Genomic DNA, 18019 nt, shown 5'->3' with positions numbered 1-18019 from the left:
TATCTTGAACAAAATAGATATATTATAATCAATTGTGGGGAAAAATATATGGAGTAAATAATAATGGGCGATATAGTCAATAAAGATGATCTTTCTCATTTACCTTTCGAAGAAGCAGTATCCGAACTTGAAAATATCATTGTAAAACTTGAACGCGGGGATGTAACATTAGATGAATCCATATCTATTTATGAACGCGGAGAAGCTCTAAAGTTGCATTGTGAATCTCTTCTATGCTCTGCAGAAAATAGAATAGAACAAATAAAATTAGACCGTGACAATAAAATAAAAAGCCTTAAACCTTTTGATGATAAAAGTTAAAAAGATAAGATACATTACTTTAGAATATTAAAACTACTAAATATATATTACAATAAACTACTCAATTATTTTTAACCAGAGGTAATCTATCTTTTAATAACTTTAATATAGGATTAAATCTTAAAGGAGCTGCAATCCTATCCCCTTGGATATAATCACATCCCATCTTAGCGAGATCTTTTATATCTATCTCTCCATAAATATCCTTTGTTATTATTATAGTATCTAAGTTTTTCGCACTTGACATAAGAGAACGTAGCATCGCAATACGCTTTGCTGTAGAACCAGTTATTAAAGTTCCATTTAATTTTATAGTATCAAATGGAATATGTATTAGATATGATAATAGTGAACATTTAGTTCCAAATTCATCAAGAGTTAAGCTAAGTCCTATTTTTTTTAGCTTTTCGAATAAAAAACTGCTTCTTTCAGGATTATCCATAACAATAGATTCAGAAAATGATAGCTTAATACTGCTAGGAGAACAAAGTGTCTTAGAAATCAAAGCTTGTATATCTTCGCACAATTCGTCATCTAACAGATCTTTACTAACAACATTGATCAACATAAAAATTGGTGGCATAGTTGCTTGATCACACCAACTGAGAATATCTGTAGCGATACGTTCTAACATAAACAAATTTATAGATTTGATCATTCCTATCTCTTCAGCAACAGAAATAAATTCAGAAGGAGGAATACTTCCTAATTTAGGATGATCCCACTGTACAATAGCTTCAAGACCTACAATCTCCTCATCTACCGTACGTATTATAGGCTGATAGACAAGATAAAGTTCATAGTTTTCTATCGCAAAACACAAATCCTCTTTTATTGTCAATTTATCAGATCGAAAAGATTTTAAAGAATCTTGAAATGACTCTATACGATTTCCTCCTCTTTGCTTAGCATGATACATAGCCAACTCAGCATTTTTTATCATTTCACATGAAGAAATTTTAGAACTTGTCCAACTTGTAAAACCAATTGATGCGGTAACCATAATTTCTCGATTTAGAATATGAATAGGATTGGATATGAATTTTTTTATAGCAATAGCAAAATCTTCTATTCTTATAGAATCATTTTCAGACATAATTATAATACCAAATCGATTGCCAGAAAAACGTGCAATTATATCAGATGATTTTAATAATTCACGCATTCTCTTCGTTAAAGAAACAAGTATATCATCTCCAATAGCGATACCAAATGAGTCATTAATATGCTTATATCTATCAATATCGATAACCATCACAGTAGGACGTAACCTATCATATTCTACAGATAAATTAAGAATTGTCGTTAGAGAATCTATAAAAGATAATCTATTTGGTATACCTGTCAGATTATCTTTACATGCATTATATAAAATTCCTTCTAAAAAGTTTCTTTGTTCCGTTATATCATTTATAATTCCAATACAACGTAGAATATCACCATTAGGATTTAATATAGGTCGAATACGAAGAGACATCCAATGAAATTGATTGTCTGCTGCACGAACCCTAAATTCATGTTTTAATTTTCCTCTTCTATAATCCACGAAACTATCCATTATAGTTCGAAAATTATCTCTATCGTCTATATGTATATGTGGCAACCAATTGCGTATCACTCCATGCATAGAACCAGAAGATAAACCCAGTAGAACAGCTATATCTGGTTTAGTTATCACCTTATCGCTTACTACATTCCAATCCCATACAATATCTCCTGATCCCAACACTGCTAAAAATTGATGTTCTACATCTGAAAAAATCCCCTGAGAAAAATTTCCCCTTACTAGCACATGCTGAATAACAGTAAAACCTATCAATATAACGATCAAAACTAAGCATCCGACAAGAGCTGGCTGTATAATATCATTGTCTACTCGATTTGTTATAGCCATCCATGATCCAATAGACCACATAAAAATTATAATCCAAGCTGGAATCAATGAAATAGCACGATTGTATCCCCTAATGCCAAGATAAACAATACAGAATGTGTAAAATAAAAAAATGATAGCAAAAGAAAATCTAGCAATACCAGCTGATATCGTTGGATAATAGAAAGATATAAAAAACAATACAGCCAAGCATAAAATGGCAAAAAAATTAATGTATCTTACTTTAGAATACCATCTACTTAAGTTAAGATAAATAAAAAGGAAAAAAAATATAGAAAAAGATAATGCTACCTCAGAACAAGCACGCCAAATTATCAACTCTCCTGATTGCAAACCAATAAGCTTAGAAAGAAATCCAAAGTCAATACAAATATACCCAAAAACGATCCATGCCATTGCAAAAGTAGGAATAAGAATGGAACTTTTATTAACCATATAAAAAGTAGTCAAGAAAACAGATAATAAACCCGCAATCCCGATTATTATTCCTTGATATAATGTAAAAGAATTTACTGCATCTTTATAATAATTTGGTTTCCAAAGATAGATTTTAGGCAAATTTGGAGTACTGATCTCCATAATAAACGTAACAATAGCCCTAGGATTAATAGTTATTCTAAATACATCTGAATCAGAATTAGGTATACGATCTAAAGAAAAACCTTCCGAAGGAGTAATGGAAATAATCCGACGAGATCCAAGATCTGGCCAAAAAAAATGTGATCCTACAAGACGATAATGAGGAACAACAACTAAACGCTCAAGCTGAATATCAGATGTATTCGCCAAGGCAAAAACAGCCCAATCTCCTCTATGATTGACACTCGATGCACTAATTTCAATACGCTTACTTATGCCATCTATATCTGCTGCTGTGAATAATTGGAAATCTTCCCTTTGATTGGCATAAATTTTCGTTACAGGAGTCAAATCCAAAACACTGTCTTCAGAGGAAATCTGAACAGCCTCAATGGCAAAAGATTTTGACACCATCAAGAAAAAAAATATCATCAAAATCAAAAAATTATTTTTCAAAATGATTTCCCATAGAATTGCTTTAAAAAACAACACTTAATGTACGTAACAATAAACTTGAATCTGATCTAAAATAGCACTGGCGAATGAACCTAATAAGATCTGTCTTAATTATTACATAATTTACAATAAACTTTCTACAAATTCATCGTCATTTTTAAACAATATCCACCATGCAATATCTTAAAAAGATAATTTATTTTTAATTATGAACGGTAAAAAACTTTATTAATACGCGTAAAAATTATTTAAAAAATTACAAACATTTTTCTTATAATAATACTTATTAAAAAAATATCGATTCTTATTAATAAGATTTATAAATTATTTTAAGGTTCTTTGATCCCAGCAAATCGATCATAATTATTGAATTACAAAATTCAAATTTATAAATATATAAGAAGGGGAATTCTTTTATGTATAAATGGTGCCCAGAGCAGGATTTGAACCAGCGACACATGGATTTTCAGTCCATTGCTCTACCAAGCTGAGCTATCTGGGCATCAATGGTTTAACATTGTAATACTATTACTATCTAAAATAAAGAGAAATAAGCAATAAAAATCTATGCCAAAATCAAAAAAATCATAAATCAAGTATCAACACTATTAATATCTTCCTCAAGCTCTTCATCTTCCTTTATTGGTATTCTATACTCATCACTAAGCCAACGCGAAAGATCAATTGAACGACATTTTATAGAACAGAAAGGATAAAACTCAGAGACAGATTTCTTTTTACACTCAGGACAAATGGAATTTAACAATCTAAAATCTAATGTTTGCAAGTTTTATTATCCCTTTCTCAATTAATAATAGCAATCACAACAAACCAAAAAATATTGATTACATGGATAAGAGACTAAGAACAAAAAACAACCATGTTATGAGAATAAAATTATCACCATTTTTTGAAACGATATACAATACGACCTCTCGTAAGATCGCATGCACTCATTTCTAACCTTACTTTATCACCAATCGAAATACGAATTCTATGCTTACGCATACTTCCTGATGCATATGCAACAACTGATGAATTATCAAGACAAGCTATAAGATCAACTGCAAGATTTGACCCTGATAATTTAGAATCTGACCCTGATGATTCGGAATTTGATCCCGATGATTCGGAATCTGATCCTGATGATTCGGAATCTGATCCCGATGATTCAAAATCTGATCCTGATGATTCGGAATCTAAAAATCTGTAATCTGATTCCGATAAAGCTTCCTCATCATTTAAAACCAGCCTTACTCGAAAGTTAGCATTTGGTAATAACTCAGATACAATACCGCAAAATTTAAGAGTTTCTTCTTTAGGCATATTATATAGAAAATCCTATATTAAAAAAAATTGATAGTTTTTTAAGCTACATAAACGAAATATGAAATAAAAAATAATTCCATACTTGCAACAGTACATCCAGTTACCACATAAAAATCAACGTAATAACTAAAAAAAGTGCTTAATAGAGATAGAGTATAACTATAGCAAAAAATAAGTTTAAACAATATAATTTTATTTTACAATCTTAAAAACATCAAGGTTTGACCTTTTAAAAAAAGTTACTTTTAAATTAAAAATGAAAATTAATGTAATAGTAATTTATCAATTTATTTATGAATACTACGCATACTCTCATCCATTGGCATCATATTATTATTAAGATTATACATCACCCACATTGAACCAATAAAACAAATAGAAATGATGATAGTAGTGAAAATCATTGCCATAACACTCCAACCATCTTCAAGCTTTATATTCATATGCAAGAAAAACACCAATTGAACTATTATTTGCGCGATAGCACACAAAACAATTGCAAAATATATCATGTTTTTATCTAATGATAAATCATTTACTACTAAGCAAAAAGGAATAGCAGTTAAAATTAAAGATAACACGAATCCCAATAAACATTGTTTTTTTGTTACATTATGATGAATAGCCATATCGTAAACCTACCATATTTAACATTATCCCATTTATCCTCACGAGATTAAATAACACCCATAAGGTATACAAAAGAAAAAACACATATCCAAATTAAATCTAAAAAATGCCAAAACATGGAAAAACACATCAAACGGCGCTTATTATCAGGAATAAGACCTTTGTTTAAAATCTGAATAACTAGAGCAAAAAGCCAAATAATTCCAAAGAATACATGAAGACCATGAAGAGCCACTAAGGAGAAAAAAGACGATAGAAATGCAGAACGCTGTGGCACCGCTCCCAGACTAATGAAATGGATAAATTCATGAATTTCCATTATTATAAAAACAATTCCAAAAAACGCCGTGACCAGCAATAAACTAATTGTTTTATTAATCCGCTTGTTAGAAGATAACATTGCAAAGCTACAAGATAAAGATGATAGCAATAAAATAATAGTAGAAACAAAGATACTTTTAATGTCAAAAATATCTATAGGTGCTGGACCTGCAGCATAACTTTTCCCTAGAGTTGCATATGCTATAAAAAAAACGGCAAACATCAAACAATCACTCATAAGATATATCCAGAAACCCAGATACGTACCATCATGATGATCAACACTACTTTCATGTTCATTTTTCAAGTAAAAAAGAGGAAAACTTGACGATTTTCCAGTTTTTCGTTTGCTCATTTTAACGATGCTCCTCTTTTTGTTGCATGTTAATTTTTCTATACTCTTCTTCTGCAGCAATCACGTCTTTTGCGGGAATTTCGTATCCATTATTGTAATTAAATGTATGAAAAATAGTATAGGAAATAATCGATATAAAAGAAATAACTGCTAGCCACCATATATACCATATCATAGCAAATGAAAAAACAACGCTTAAAGCTGACAAGATAATACCCGTAGAAGTATTTTGGGGCATGTGAATCGGCATAAATCCATCAATCGGGCGACAATATCCAAGATCTTTCATATTTTTCCAAGCATCTATTGTGTGAACTACAGGAGTAAAAGCAAAATTATATTTTGGGGCAGGCGATGAAACAGACCATTCCAAAGTACGCCCATTCCAAGGATCTCCATTCTTATCACGCAATTTAGATTTATTAAAAAAAGATACAATAAATGATAAAATAAAAGATCCTATTCCACATCCTATTAGAATAGCACCTAAAAAAGCTATAACATAATAAACTTGTAAAGTAGTATCTTCATATTGACTCAAACGACGTGTCACACCTTTTAGTCCAAGGGAATAAAGAGGCATAAAAGCTAGATAAAAACCAATCAACCAACACCAAAAAGAAACTTTTCCCCAAAAAGGATCTAGTCGATAACCAAAAGCTTTAGGGAACCAATAAACTATACCCGCCAACAAACCAAAAACAACGCCTCCAATTATAGTATTATGAAAGTGAGCGACTAAAAACAATGAATTATGCAATGTAAAATCTGCTGGAGGAACAGAAAGCAATACACCTGACATGCCCCCTATCAGAAAAGTCACCATAAAACCCAAGGCCCACATCATAGGCACTTCAAAAACTACTTTTCCTAAACGCATCGTGAATAGCCAATTAAAAATCTTAGCTCCCGTAGGTATTGCAATGATCATGGTCATTATTCCAAAAAAAGCATTTACATTAGCACCAGAACCCATGGTGAAAAAATGATGTAACCAAACAGTAAAAGATAAAATTGTTATCGCTAATGTGGCATAAACCATTGAATTATAACCAAACAACCTTTTATTAGAAAAAGTTGCAACAATTTCAGAAAAAATACCAAAAGCAGGTAAAACAAGTATATAAACTTCTGGATGTCCCCAAATCCAAATCAAGTTGATATACATCATCGGATTTCCACCAAGATGATTAGTGAAAAAGTTAGTTCCTATATAACGATCAAGAGTCAACAAGAAAAGTGTCGCAGTTAAAATAGGAAAAGCAGCTATAATCATAATATTAGAACAAAAAGCAGTCCATATAAACACTGGCATTTTCATCATTGTCATTCCAGGACAACGCATTTTTATAATAGTTACTAATAAATTTATCCCAGATAGAGTTGTTCCAACACCTGCAACTTGCAATCCCCAAATATAATAATCAACCCCAACTCCTGAAGAATACGATATCCCAGACAATGGAGGATAAGCTAACCAACCTACAGAAGAAAATTCACCTATAAACAAAGATAACATTATGATTACCGCACCTGCTGCGGTCATCCAAAAAGATAAATTATTCAAAAATGGAAAAGAAACATCTCGAGCACCTATTTGCAATGGAACTACGAAATTCATAACACCAGTAATCATGGGCATTGCCATAAAAAAGATCATAATTACGCCATGAGCTGTAAATATCTGATCATAGTGATGAGCATCTAAATATCCACTTCCTCCTCCAGAAGCCAGAGCTTGTTGAAGTCTCATCATAAGGGCATCTGTAAAACCTCGAAAAAGCATAACCAAAGATAGAATTATGTACATAATACCTATCTTTTTGTGATCAACACTTGTAAACCATTCCGTCCATAAATAACCCCAAAGGCGATAATAAGTGATAGCTAAAATAACAGCCGTACCTATCAAAGCCACCATACAAAATGTTCCAAGGACTATAGGAATATTATAAGGGATAGAATCAATCGTTAGACGACCAAATATCAACTTATATAAACCAACATTTTGTAACATCTATCTTCTTCCTTGCATAATAAATTCAATCACATAAAAGATATGAGAATTATAAAACATCATTTTGAAAACATATTTGTCATAATTGAATCATTTCTTCTTTTCGACCTTATATTTTAATTTTACTTCCATCTATGATCATCATCATATAGAAGAGATTTACGATCAATACCTTTTATTCCACCCCCTCCCATAGCATCAATACTCATCATTTCATCCATGCATATTTTACCAGGATTAACACAGAAATTAAGGATGTCGTGGTACATCCCATTTTCTATAGAAGAAAAATATGATACGGGATTGTCTACTGATGGCTTTTCTAATAGAAGATATCTCTTTCGGTCAAGAGCAACACCTTTGCATTTGACCTTTGAAACCCATTTTTCAAATTCTTTTTCTAACTTGCCGTAAAATTTAAAGTGCATATGAGAAAAACCTTTTCCCGAATAGTTTGCAGAAAAACCACTATATAATCCCACTTTATTCATAACAGCGTGTAATTTAGTCTCCATACCAGCCATGGCATAAATCTGTCCAGCCAATCCTGGAATATAAAAAGAGTTCATAACGGTAGAAGAAGTAATTCTAAATTCCAAAGGACGATCAACCGGAACGACTAATTCATTGATTGTTGCAATCTTCTGTTCCGGAAATATAAAAAGCCATTTCCAATCCAAAGCAACAACCTCTATAACAAGAGGCTTACTATTCAACCCTATAGGCCTACCTTCGCTTATTCTTTCTAAAGGAGCATAAGGATCCATGCGATGAGTAGCATTCCATGTTATAAAGGCTAAACATCCCACGGTTAAAAGCGGGAAAAACCAAATGAAAAACTCTAGTACGGTTGAATGACACCATTTAGGATCATAAAGTGCTGTCTTACTGGTAGAACGATAACGCCATGCAAAAAACAAAATAGCAAAAAACACTGGCACGACTATTAAAGACATCAAAAAAACAGATATAAAGATAAGGTTCGATTGCTGCGAAGCAATATCCCCATAAGGATTCATAACGATAAATTCACAACTAGAAAGATTTATACTCAAAATCAATAAAACAAAGAACTTCAAAGAAGTAGTCATAACAACCCTATTTAGTCAAGAAGATTGCCAACCAATAATCGAATTCGGATCTTTTATTTACATCAGATCTTATACAAAATTACATATTATAAAAACCAATTGACATCGTACATAATTCATATACCACATAATTGTAATATTTTCCATATTATTCGTAGAAAAATCACTATCCATAAAACTTAAGCAAGAAAAAAATAATTCTTCTTGACTTTATTAAGAACGAATCGTAGGATTTTTCTTTATATATATGTTTACTATCGCTTTTTCACTATGTATTAATGTTATATAATAAAATTAAATTTTATGGAATGAAAGATGGCAAAAGCAGCAACTATAAAGATTAAACTTATATCATCCGCAGGAACTGGATATTTTTACGTTACCAAAAAGAACTCTCGTACCATGTCTGGCAAAATGGTAAAAGATAAATACGATCCTGTAGTAAGGAAACATGTAGAGTTTAAAGAAGGAAAAATAAAGTAACAATTAGGAATATATCTATCTGACAATGTTATATTTCTGCAAATAAAAAGCTGTTTTGTTGGCAAAAATTCCACATTTACAACTAAAAGCCGTGGCTTTAATTTATTACTAGTATAACTAATTTGTGTTATTAAAAATTCACTTAACAATGTAAAAAATATAATAATTAAAAGTACGTATTATTACATAATGTTTTATATTGATAGGCAAAAATCTATAAAAAAATATTATACAATTAATATCTAAGCTTCTCCTATGTAATTTCTAATAGTTTCCATAAATATAGATAAAGAAATTGGCTTAGAAATATATGCTTCGCATCCTCCATTCCTAATCCTTTCTTCGTCGCCTTTCATAGCAAAGGCTGTTACTGCTATAACAGGTATTTCCCGTAATTCGCTGTCTTCTTTGATTTTTTTCGTAATTTCTAATCCAGATATTTCTGGAAGCTGTATATCCATTATAATAATGTCAGGCTTATATTGACGAGCTAACTCCAAGGCCTCTAACCCACCTCTTGTCTGAATAGCTATATATCCAGAGGTTTCGATTAAATCTCTAAAGAGCTTCATATTTAGCTCATTATCCTCTACTATCATTACTTTTTTAACCATTTTAATATTCCAACTATAATTTATTTAAATTTAATGAAACACAATAATAAAATAGAAGAGATCACTTCTACTACAATACTAATAAACATCAATGCACAATTGATATTTTGGCTAACTATAAACAACAACCATTTAACAAAACACCAAACATGTAATGTTTATATTGTTCATATCCACTGATATATGTTTTTCATAAAAATATCTGCAACAGTTCGAAAAAAACATTTACAACAAACATGTCTTAAATAGAAAAAATAGATTGTATATTAAAATAAATGAAAAATCGGCAAATATTAAAAAAGTGTATTAGAAAAACAAGTAACGAATAACTTTAATTAACTGATTTATCCTGAATCGCTCTATCAATTAGTTTAGAAAAAACATCCTCTGACATATTACCAAGATAAAGATTTCCTTCAATAAAAAAAACAGGAGTTGAATCGATTGAGAAATTCTCAGAAGCTATTTTTTTCTTAGCTTTAATATCATCCATGATACTTTGATCTGCTAAACAAGCATCAAAATCATGTTTAGAAAAACCAGCAAATTTAGCCATATTCAACAAAGATTCCCTATAATTTTTCGAATTTATCAAATCATTTTGTTTGCTAAACAAAAAGGATACAAAACTAAGATACCCTCCTTCAGAACGATTTTCAGCACATCTTGCTAACATAAATGAAGCCATAGATATAGAATCAAGTGGAAATTCTCGTAAAATATATAGTAATTTACCAGTTTTTATGTATTTATCTCTAATAAATTTAAAAGTTTTATTATGAAATTCAGCACAATGGGAACATGTTGTTGATGCATATTCAACCATTGTAACTGGTGCATCTTTTTTCCCAATTGAAATTTCTTTCATAGCACCAGGAGGGATGGAAAGTAAATCATGAACGTCTACTACCCCATAGGGCGACGGCAAATCACTAGAAGGTACGGATTCTTTCCCGCGAACATAAAAAAATAAAGATGCTGTAATAATCAGCACCACAACTCCCAAAGTACCGACTTTAATTATACTCATTGCCCTCTATTTCTCCAATATTATTTTTTTTACATCAACTAATTCCGTTATAACAAGCAACCACTATAAATATGAACATCCAATTACGGCATGACCAAAGCGAACCAAGGCCTGTTTTAACAGCTTATCATTAATTCCTTCAGTCATTTTATCAATTTTTTCACAATCATCTTTTTCCAGAGCAGGAATAGCAGGACAAGAATCTCGACTTGTAATACCAACCTGCTTCTGAATAAAACGAATGTTTCTAATAGCACAAAATCCAAAAAAAACATTTACATTTCTAATGATTTTTGATTTATCATGCATCAAAAAAATTATATGCACACCTTCACACGCAATAATTAAAGTTCCACCAACATCCTCCAAGGCATCTTGGTTTTCAATAAAATATCTATTAGGCCAAATTATTTTTTCTGGTATACAACACTTAGAAGTTTCTATTCCTACAATTTCACTCCAAGCACTTACAAGAGACATACTAATGCCTGCTCTACGATGCAACAAGGGATCGAACAAATCATCAATGACTTTAGATAAGTGCATCATCATATTATATCAACCTATACAATTATCCTAAAAATCATACCAACTACTAATACAAAATAATTTTTATCTCAATAGAGATATAATTGGAAATATCGTGATATTATCATTTTTTCAATTTGATGAAAACTATATAATTATTCCTTCAGCAATATTGTTAACAAAAAATCAAATATAGATACATCTCTTGATTCATTATGAATGAAAACAATTTAAGATTATAAATCTGCATAGCAAGCACTAACTATATTAAATATAGTATATTTTGTAAAAATATTTTCTATTTATTCTATAATAAAAACTATTAAAAGCCATCGAAACAATCCATGAGTATTAGTGCTAATTTCTTCTCAACAACAGCCTAAAATATAGATTTAATATTACATCATCTATTTGTTGCAAATTGTATTTTGCACAGCATAATTATTAATATATTTATTTACTTCATACTAAAATTATTCGGTTAAAAAAAACATGTATTAATCATGAATATAACAATACCATAAAGGGATTGTTACATGAGATTAATGTAGTTAAATTATAGATCTCTGATTTAAAATTATTTTATATAAAAATTATACAAAATCTCGAAAATGTTTTGATAATCTCAATCCTTGGAATTGATAATTTGATCCTATTTCTTCACCATAGATATTTTCTGGATTTTCCATCATAAACTCATACTGAAGACCGCCAATAATTTGACCATGTTCTAAAACAAATGGGACATATGAACGCACCTCTAATACAGCTTTTGCTCCTATTGTCCCTTGTAATGAATATCCAAACCCGGGGTCAAAAAACCCTGCATAATGAACTCTAAATTCTCCTATCAAAGGATCGTACGGTATCATCTCAGCTACTAGAGAATCTGGAATTTGTATGAATTCTTTTGAAGCGAAAATATAAAATTCATTGGGGTCTAAAACAAGATGAGATCCATTTTGGGAATATAAAGGATCCCAAAAATTCAAAACATCGTATGTTTTTTGTAAATCGACATCTATAACTGCTGTATGACGCTTACTTCTATACCCTATAACGCCGTTTCCATTTTTCTCTCCCTTAAGATCAACAGATAGTGCTATACTTTTTTCTGAAAAAAAGAATGAACCTCCTTGAACTAAAGATTTTTTTTTATGAAGTGATAATAATTCATTTTTAGAACAAAATTTCCGCTCATACATAAATCTAATTTGCGACAAACGAGAGCCTGCTCTTACAAAAACGGGGAAACTTCTAGGATAAATTTCCAAATAAAGAGGACCGCTATAATTTTCAGGAATCATATCAAACTTTTGAAACCTATCAACGATTAGTCGAGCAAATACATCTATTCTCCCAATAGAACTCTTAGGATTCGCATAAGCAAAAAGATTTTTTGTAAGATTTAATCTTTCTATTAATGGAACAATATATACGCAATTTGCCTCTAATACCGCACCCATTGAAAGGTCTATCTCATGTAATTTAAGACTATCTATTTTATCTAAAACGAGATCTTCTACATTTGGCAAAAAACTTGCACTAACACGATATGCTTTTGAGGAAAGCCGTAAATCAAGACTAGCAGGCTGAATCTGATTTTCTTCTAACGGATAATTAGATTCAGTTACAATTTCCCTGTTCGCAACTAACTCAGCTATCGATTTATCTGGCAAGACTCCTTTTTTCATCTTGTATTTTCCTATATTACTTTACAACATATCTAAGGTTAGTTAGAGATTTAATTACTTAATATTAATAAAAAATACACAGCGTATTTCCCGAATGAAAAACGATACCACAAATATCTCTTTAAATGAAATCAAAACACTTAATTGACTTCAGATGGTTTCTTATTTAGAGTGAAAAATCATGTATTGTATTTAATCATAAAGGGCCTAATAGGTTATTAATCAAATGAAACGTACTTATAATCCTTCTAATATTGTAAGAAAAAGGCGTTGTGGATTCCTTGCACGCATGTCCACACGTAGTGGCATAAAAATGCTTAATCGTCGTAGATCTAAAGGACGCAAACGTTTGTCTGCTTAAAACGATTAAGTAAACGTCAACTGTAATCTTGAAATTTATAGATGAACAATATCTGTACACTTAAAAAAAGCAAGCAATTTGCATTAGTGAAAAAAGGAGAATTAAGGAATGGTCCATTTTTCTCCCTAGGAGTATTGAATAATAATAATCCCAGTTTATTACCACGAGTAGGTTTTACTGTCACAAAAAAGCAAGGGTGTGCAGTTGAACGCAATAGGATACGTCGTAGATTAAGAGAAGTAGTTCGTATTTATAAAAAACAAAAAATTTTACAATCTGGGCATGATTATGTGTTAATTGCTAAAAGGGAAACTTTATTTGTACCTTTTAGAGAACTCTGCAATCATTTTGCTAAACGTGTTCTTCGTAATCAACAAAAATATTGTTCGAGAAAAAAAATCTCTAGGAAATCTTGATGGAAAAAAATTGGAATTATTTTGCAGCGATAGCTCTATCTGTTATCATTGTATATGGTTGGCAAAATTTATACGTATATCCTCGAATTGAGGAGATAAATAACGCCAAGAAAAATGAACAAACCATAAAAAAATCTGATGCGATTGATAGTTCTCATACTGATACTATAGATAATCGTGTTCAGGCTTTATCTAGATATCCTCGTGTTGAAATTAAAAACAATGCTATTATAGGATCAATTAATCTAAAAGGTGCTCAATTTGATGATGTTAGATTACGAGGTTATCGTGTAGATGTATCTAATGATAGTCCAATCATCACACTTTTAAATCCATCAAATACAAAAAATGCTTATTTTGCAGAATTAGGTTATATTTCAAAAAACAGTAAAATAGATCTTCCTAATGAAAATACTATCTGGAGTGTGAGTTCTGGCAAAACTCTTACACCATCTAGTCCAGTAAAGCTGTTTTTTAAAAACGCACAAGACATTTTATTTGAACGTATTATATCTATAGATGATCATTATCTTTTCAAAATAGTGGATACAATAACTAACAATAGCAAAGGTAAAATTATCATCTCTCCATATGGACGAATTGTTCGTTATAAATCGCAAACAGAAACAGATTCTTCAGGAGGACAGGAAGGTTTCATAGCTGTTTTGGAAGATAAATCTATTGTAGAAAAAAAATATTCAACCATTGAGAAATCCGTAGTTTCTAATTTTCACAAATCAAACAGTTGGCTTGGAATATCCGATAAATATTGGGCCTCTGTTTTCATACCATCTAAAGAAACATCTTTCCAAAGCCAGTTTAAATATCTTCCTAATGGGCACGCTCGTTATCAAGCAAATTTTAAAACCAATGAAATTAATATTCTTCCTGGAAAGTCATACATGGCTATTAATTCGCTATTTGTAGGAGCTAAAGAGCTTAATACAATTAATTATTACGAAAAAGAATTAGGAATTCCAAAGTTTGAAATGCTAATTGATTGGGGAATATTTTACTTTATCACAAAACCAATGTTTATTCTCATGAGTTATTTTTATAAATTCGTAGGAAATTTTGGAGTTGCAATTATGCTGATAACAGTTTTTGTAAAACTTCTTTTTTTCCCATTAGCAAAAAAACAATATACTTCTACAGCTCAGATGAAAAACGTTCAACCTAAAATAGATGAATTACGCGAGAAATTAAAAGAATCCCCTCCTCAAGTATTGCAAAAAGCAGTAATTCAATTATATAAAACGCATAACATTAATCCTCTTGCGGGGTGTTGGCCTATATTATTACAAATACCAGTATTTTTTGCTATTTATAAGGTTATTTCTATATCTTTGGAAATGAGGCATGCTCCTTTTTTCGGATGGATTAAAGATCTAGCTGCAGCTGATCCAACAAATATTTTTACATTATTTGGAATATTACCTTTTAATCCTCCTGGATTTATGCACATTGGTATCTGGCCAATAATAATGAGTCTATCAATGTTTATTCAAATGAAAATGAGCCCTCCTCCTACAGATAAAGGACAGGCAATAGTTCTAAACTGGATGCCGGTATTACTTGTTTTTGCTCTATCTTCATTTCCTGCTGGGCTTATCATATATTGGTCTTGGAGCAATATTATATCCATAATCCAACAAGCAGCTATCATGAAAATGCATGGTACGGAAATTGGTTTGATAAACAGACTGAGTTCTATGTTTTCTAGACACTCTGATTCTAAGTAAATATTATTATATTATTTTTTTATGTAAAATAATTTGAAATGGATAAAGTTATTGATAAATCAAAAAATATTTACGAAATCAATCTGGATGTTTATGAGAAGTATTCCTAAAATAGAGATTTTACCCGAAGAAGGACCTCCTGAAATAGCGTTTTCTGGACGCTCAAATGTTGGAAAATCATCCTTAATTAATATGTTAGTTAATAGAAGAAACTTAGCAAGAACTTCTAATGCACCTGGGAACACTCAAAATCTAAATTTTTTTATTCCAAATAATTTTATTGGTGGAAAAGAAAATATCCCCGAAATGGTTTTAGTTGATATGCCAGGATATGGTTATGCTCGAGCACCTAAAAAAAATATTGATTCATGGGGAGAATTAATTGTCAGGTATTTATCTGAACGATCAACTATAAGGTGTGTATATCTATTGATTGATTGTCGTCATGGCGTAAAACAAATAGATCTAGATGTTTTTTCATTCCTAGATAAAAAAGGTGTTTCTTATCAAGTTATTCTTACTAAAATTGACAAAATTTCTCCTTTAATAGAACAAGAAACTTTAGAAAAAACAAAATCTTTGCTATGCAATCATCATGCAGCACATTCAGAAGTAATTTCCACTTCCTCAGTGAAGAAAAAAGGTATAGAAGCTTTGCGTAAAGCAATTATTGAGGTAATAAATCATTAAAAAAAAGAAAATTATTTTAAAAAAAAATAAATTTATCTATCTTTTAATGATATCTTTTTATAAGAAATTGTTCTAACTTTATATAATAGAGTGTTTATTAATTATGGAAAAAATATACCAATTTCAAGCAAAAACTTTAGAACAAATACTTCCATTTGTACAGTTTTATGAAAATGAAACAATTGTCATAAAATACGGTGGTCATGTAATGAATTGCATAGATCTAAGTGAAAATTTTGCTAATGATATTTCTCTTTTAAAAAAATCAAATATTACACCCATTATTGTTCATGGAGGCGGCCCACAAATAGGGGCAATTCTTAAAAAAATGGGGATAGAATCCAAATTTAAAAATGGTCTACGAATTACAGATCAAAAAACAGTAGAAATTGTCGAAATGGTTCTTACAGGATCTATTAATAAGAAAATAGTTTCTTTAATTAATCAAACTGGTGCCCAAGCTATAGGTATATGCGGAAAAGATGGTAATATGGTATTTGCAGAAAAATATCTTTGCTTAGAATCATTGTCCAATAATAAAATAGATTTTGGATTTGTAGGGAAAATAATAGAAGTTAATCGTACTATTCTTGACTTATTAACAAAATCAGGGATTATACCCGTGGTAGCTCCTATAGCACCTGGATACGATGGAGCAACTTATAATATAAATGCTGATACCTTCGCTGGTGCTATAGCAGGGAAATTAAATGCTATACGTCTTTTATTCCTGACAGATGTACCTGGAGTCCTTGATAAAAACAAAAAATTAATTAGTAAATTATCTGTCATGGAAGCTCGCTCTCTTATTAAGGATGGTACTATTTCTGGAGGAATGATTCCTAAAATTGAAACATCAATTAAAGCTATAGAAAATGGAGTGAAAAGCATTGCTATTCTTGACGGAACAAAACCACATTCGATTCTTATGGAAATATTTACCCAAAATGGTTCTGGAACACTTTTAGTCCCGTAATATATTTAGTGCAAAATAAATAAAAAATTATACTTTTCAATTATTTTTTTATATACCAATTTTACCGTCTATAAGAGAAGCGATATTAGAATACTGTGATCTTTGTCCATTTGATCTAAACATTCACCGACCTTTATTTCGAGGGAAACGTGGTTATTCACTAAATCCAGGTGTATTTCAACGGCATGTACGCCAATTACGTAAAGCATTAGGTTTATCCTTAACTACTACTCCTCATACTTTACGTCATTCTTGTGCTACACATCTTCTCTCTAATGGAGGAGATTTGAGATCTATACAAAGTATTTTAGGTCATTCTAGACTTTCAACAACACAAATTTATACTAATGTTGATAGTAGCAAAATTATGGAGATATACGACAAAACGCATCCCCTCCTTTTCCGGAAGCCACAGCTATGAATGCATTAATATTTGATTTATTATGTATTATTTTTTGATTTTTATTTTCTGTTAGCGTAACGACAGCATTA

Annotated in this window: 19 protein-coding genes, 1 tRNA gene and 1 pseudogene; 8 read left to right on the top strand and 13 right to left on the bottom strand. The window is 30.7% G+C overall.

What is annotated here, in order from left to right; all coding sequences use genetic code 11:
* Positions 1 to 63 precede the first annotated feature (63 nt).
* Positions 64 to 321 (top strand): exodeoxyribonuclease VII small subunit, encoded by a 258-nt coding sequence (locus GY664_RS04320; protein ID WP_333948249.1) that lies wholly within the window; start codon positions 64 to 66, stop codon positions 319 to 321.
* Between the two features lie 61 nt (positions 322 to 382).
* Here the strand turns inward: GY664_RS04320 and GY664_RS04315 are convergent, their stop codons facing one another.
* From GY664_RS04315 to cyoA, 9 genes and pseudogenes are all read right to left on the bottom strand, one after another.
* Positions 383 to 3226 carry an EAL domain-containing protein gene (locus GY664_RS04315; protein WP_408612137.1) on the bottom strand — a complete coding sequence of 948 codons (2844 nt, stop codon included), beginning with the start codon at positions 3224 to 3226 and terminating at the stop codon, positions 383 to 385.
* Positions 3227 to 3675: 449 nt separating this feature from the next.
* Positions 3676 to 3752, bottom strand: a tRNA-Phe gene (locus tag GY664_RS04310).
* A 90-nt stretch (positions 3753 to 3842) separates the two neighbouring features.
* Positions 3843 to 4037 carry a DNA gyrase inhibitor YacG gene (gene yacG, locus GY664_RS04305; protein ID WP_333948246.1) on the bottom strand — a complete coding sequence of 65 codons (195 nt, stop codon included), beginning with the start codon at positions 4035 to 4037 and terminating at the stop codon, positions 3843 to 3845.
* Between the two features lie 113 nt (positions 4038 to 4150).
* Positions 4151 to 4306 (bottom strand): S1 domain-containing protein, encoded by a 156-nt coding sequence (locus tag GY664_RS05085; protein ID WP_408612136.1) that lies wholly within the window; start codon positions 4304 to 4306, stop codon positions 4151 to 4153.
* Positions 4307 to 4480: 174 nt separating this feature from the next.
* A pseudogene (locus GY664_RS05080) lies at positions 4481 to 4576 on the bottom strand (translation initiation factor IF-1); the annotation flags it as partial.
* A gap of 290 nt (positions 4577 to 4866) precedes the next feature.
* A complete protein-coding gene (cyoD, locus tag GY664_RS04295; RefSeq protein WP_333948244.1) occupies positions 4867 to 5208 on the bottom strand; it encodes a cytochrome o ubiquinol oxidase subunit IV in 342 nt (113 codons plus the stop codon).
* 47 nt (positions 5209 to 5255) lie between these two features.
* Entirely contained in the window at positions 5256 to 5885 is a 630-nt protein-coding gene (gene cyoC, locus GY664_RS04290; protein ID WP_333948243.1) for a cytochrome o ubiquinol oxidase subunit III, read from the bottom strand.
* Between the two features lies 1 nt (position 5886).
* Positions 5887 to 7902 (bottom strand): cytochrome o ubiquinol oxidase subunit I, encoded by a 2016-nt coding sequence (cyoB, locus tag GY664_RS04285; protein ID WP_333948241.1) that lies wholly within the window; start codon positions 7900 to 7902, stop codon positions 5887 to 5889.
* A gap of 122 nt (positions 7903 to 8024) precedes the next feature.
* Positions 8025 to 8993, bottom strand: a complete 969-nt coding sequence (gene cyoA, locus GY664_RS04280; RefSeq protein ID WP_333948240.1) for a ubiquinol oxidase subunit II — start codon at positions 8991 to 8993, stop codon at positions 8025 to 8027.
* Positions 8994 to 9308: 315 nt separating this feature from the next.
* Here cyoA and rpmG point away from each other — a divergent pair, with 315 nt between their 5' ends.
* Positions 9309 to 9476 carry a 50S ribosomal protein L33 gene (rpmG, locus tag GY664_RS04275; RefSeq protein WP_333948239.1) on the top strand — a complete coding sequence of 56 codons (168 nt, stop codon included), beginning with the start codon at positions 9309 to 9311 and terminating at the stop codon, positions 9474 to 9476.
* A gap of 242 nt (positions 9477 to 9718) precedes the next feature.
* Here rpmG and GY664_RS04270 read toward each other — a convergent pair whose 3' ends face one another.
* The 4 genes from GY664_RS04270 to GY664_RS04255 form a co-directional block, all read right to left on the bottom strand.
* Positions 9719 to 10090 carry a response regulator gene (locus GY664_RS04270; protein ID WP_333948238.1) on the bottom strand — a complete coding sequence of 124 codons (372 nt, stop codon included), beginning with the start codon at positions 10088 to 10090 and terminating at the stop codon, positions 9719 to 9721.
* Between the two features lie 331 nt (positions 10091 to 10421).
* On the bottom strand, positions 10422 to 11120 hold the full coding sequence (locus GY664_RS04265; RefSeq protein WP_333948237.1) for a DsbA family protein: 699 nt from the start codon (positions 11118 to 11120) through the stop codon (positions 10422 to 10424).
* Positions 11121 to 11183: 63 nt separating this feature from the next.
* On the bottom strand, positions 11184 to 11672 hold the full coding sequence (locus tag GY664_RS04260) for a DUF721 domain-containing protein (protein WP_333948236.1): 489 nt from the start codon (positions 11670 to 11672) through the stop codon (positions 11184 to 11186).
* Between the two features lie 569 nt (positions 11673 to 12241).
* Positions 12242 to 13342, bottom strand: coding sequence for a 2'-deoxycytidine 5'-triphosphate deaminase (locus GY664_RS04255; RefSeq protein ID WP_333948235.1), 1101 nt, complete (start codon positions 13340 to 13342; stop codon positions 12242 to 12244).
* Between the two features lie 226 nt (positions 13343 to 13568).
* On the opposite strand from GY664_RS04255, the gene rpmH reads away from it, so the two are divergent.
* From rpmH to GY664_RS04225, 6 genes are all read left to right on the top strand, one after another.
* Positions 13569 to 13703: a 50S ribosomal protein L34 gene (gene rpmH / locus GY664_RS04250; protein WP_333948234.1), complete on the top strand. Its 135-nt coding sequence runs from the start codon at positions 13569 to 13571 to the stop codon at positions 13701 to 13703.
* Between the two features lie 41 nt (positions 13704 to 13744).
* A complete protein-coding gene (gene rnpA / locus GY664_RS04245; RefSeq protein WP_333948233.1) occupies positions 13745 to 14119 on the top strand; it encodes a ribonuclease P protein component in 375 nt (124 codons plus the stop codon).
* Positions 14119 to 15861 carry a membrane protein insertase YidC gene (gene yidC / locus GY664_RS04240; RefSeq protein ID WP_333948232.1) on the top strand — a complete coding sequence of 581 codons (1743 nt, stop codon included), beginning with the start codon at positions 14119 to 14121 and terminating at the stop codon, positions 15859 to 15861. Before rnpA ends, yidC begins: the two co-directional genes overlap by 1 nt.
* 93 nt (positions 15862 to 15954) lie before the next feature.
* A complete protein-coding gene (yihA, locus tag GY664_RS04235) occupies positions 15955 to 16551 on the top strand; it encodes a ribosome biogenesis GTP-binding protein YihA/YsxC (protein WP_333948231.1) in 597 nt (198 codons plus the stop codon).
* A gap of 100 nt (positions 16552 to 16651) precedes the next feature.
* Positions 16652 to 17527, top strand: coding sequence for an acetylglutamate kinase (argB, locus tag GY664_RS04230; RefSeq protein ID WP_408612135.1), 876 nt, complete (start codon positions 16652 to 16654; stop codon positions 17525 to 17527).
* 19 nt (positions 17528 to 17546) lie between these two features.
* Positions 17547 to 17948, top strand: coding sequence for a tyrosine-type recombinase/integrase (locus GY664_RS04225; RefSeq protein ID WP_333948266.1), 402 nt, complete (start codon positions 17547 to 17549; stop codon positions 17946 to 17948).
* Positions 17949 to 18019 lie beyond the last annotated feature (71 nt).

This window comes from Candidatus Liberibacter brunswickensis (assembly GCF_036858155.1).
GTDB lineage: Bacteria > Pseudomonadota > Alphaproteobacteria > Rhizobiales > Rhizobiaceae > Liberibacter > Liberibacter brunswickensis.
Note: the sequence above shows the minus strand (reverse complement) of the source record. Positions and strands in the feature narration are given on the sequence as shown.

Excerpts from the sequence above, each read along its gene's own strand:
- GY664_RS04270 (WP_333948238.1), bottom strand. The coding sequence starts at position 10,090 with ATGGTTAAAAAAGTAATGATAGTAGAGGATAATGAGCTAAATATGAAG.
- cyoA (WP_333948240.1), bottom strand. The coding sequence starts at position 8,993 with ATGACTACTTCTTTGAAGTTCTTTGTTTTATTGATTTTGAGTATAAAT.
- cyoB (WP_333948241.1), bottom strand. The coding sequence starts at position 7,902 with ATGTTACAAAATGTTGGTTTATATAAGTTGATATTTGGTCGTCTAACG.
- cyoC (WP_333948243.1), bottom strand. The coding sequence starts at position 5,885 with ATGAGCAAACGAAAAACTGGAAAATCGTCAAGTTTTCCTCTTTTTTAC.
- rpmH (WP_333948234.1), top strand. The coding sequence starts at position 13,569 with ATGAAACGTACTTATAATCCTTCTAATATTGTAAGAAAAAGGCGTTGT.
- yidC (WP_333948232.1), top strand. The coding sequence starts at position 14,119 with ATGGAAAAAAATTGGAATTATTTTGCAGCGATAGCTCTATCTGTTATC.
- GY664_RS04260 (WP_333948236.1), bottom strand. The coding sequence starts at position 11,672 with ATGATGATGCACTTATCTAAAGTCATTGATGATTTGTTCGATCCCTTG.
- rnpA (WP_333948233.1), top strand. The coding sequence starts at position 13,745 with ATGAACAATATCTGTACACTTAAAAAAAGCAAGCAATTTGCATTAGTG.
- GY664_RS04255 (WP_333948235.1), bottom strand. The coding sequence starts at position 13,342 with ATGAAAAAAGGAGTCTTGCCAGATAAATCGATAGCTGAGTTAGTTGCG.
- rpmG (WP_333948239.1), top strand. The coding sequence starts at position 9,309 with ATGGCAAAAGCAGCAACTATAAAGATTAAACTTATATCATCCGCAGGA.
- yihA (WP_333948231.1), top strand. The coding sequence starts at position 15,955 with ATGAGAAGTATTCCTAAAATAGAGATTTTACCCGAAGAAGGACCTCCT.
- GY664_RS04315 (WP_408612137.1), bottom strand. The coding sequence starts at position 3,226 with ATGATATTTTTTTTCTTGATGGTGTCAAAATCTTTTGCCATTGAGGCT.
- GY664_RS04265 (WP_333948237.1), bottom strand. The coding sequence starts at position 11,120 with ATGAGTATAATTAAAGTCGGTACTTTGGGAGTTGTGGTGCTGATTATT.
- cyoD (WP_333948244.1), bottom strand. The coding sequence starts at position 5,208 with ATGGCTATTCATCATAATGTAACAAAAAAACAATGTTTATTGGGATTC.
- GY664_RS04320 (WP_333948249.1), top strand. The coding sequence starts at position 64 with ATGGGCGATATAGTCAATAAAGATGATCTTTCTCATTTACCTTTCGAA.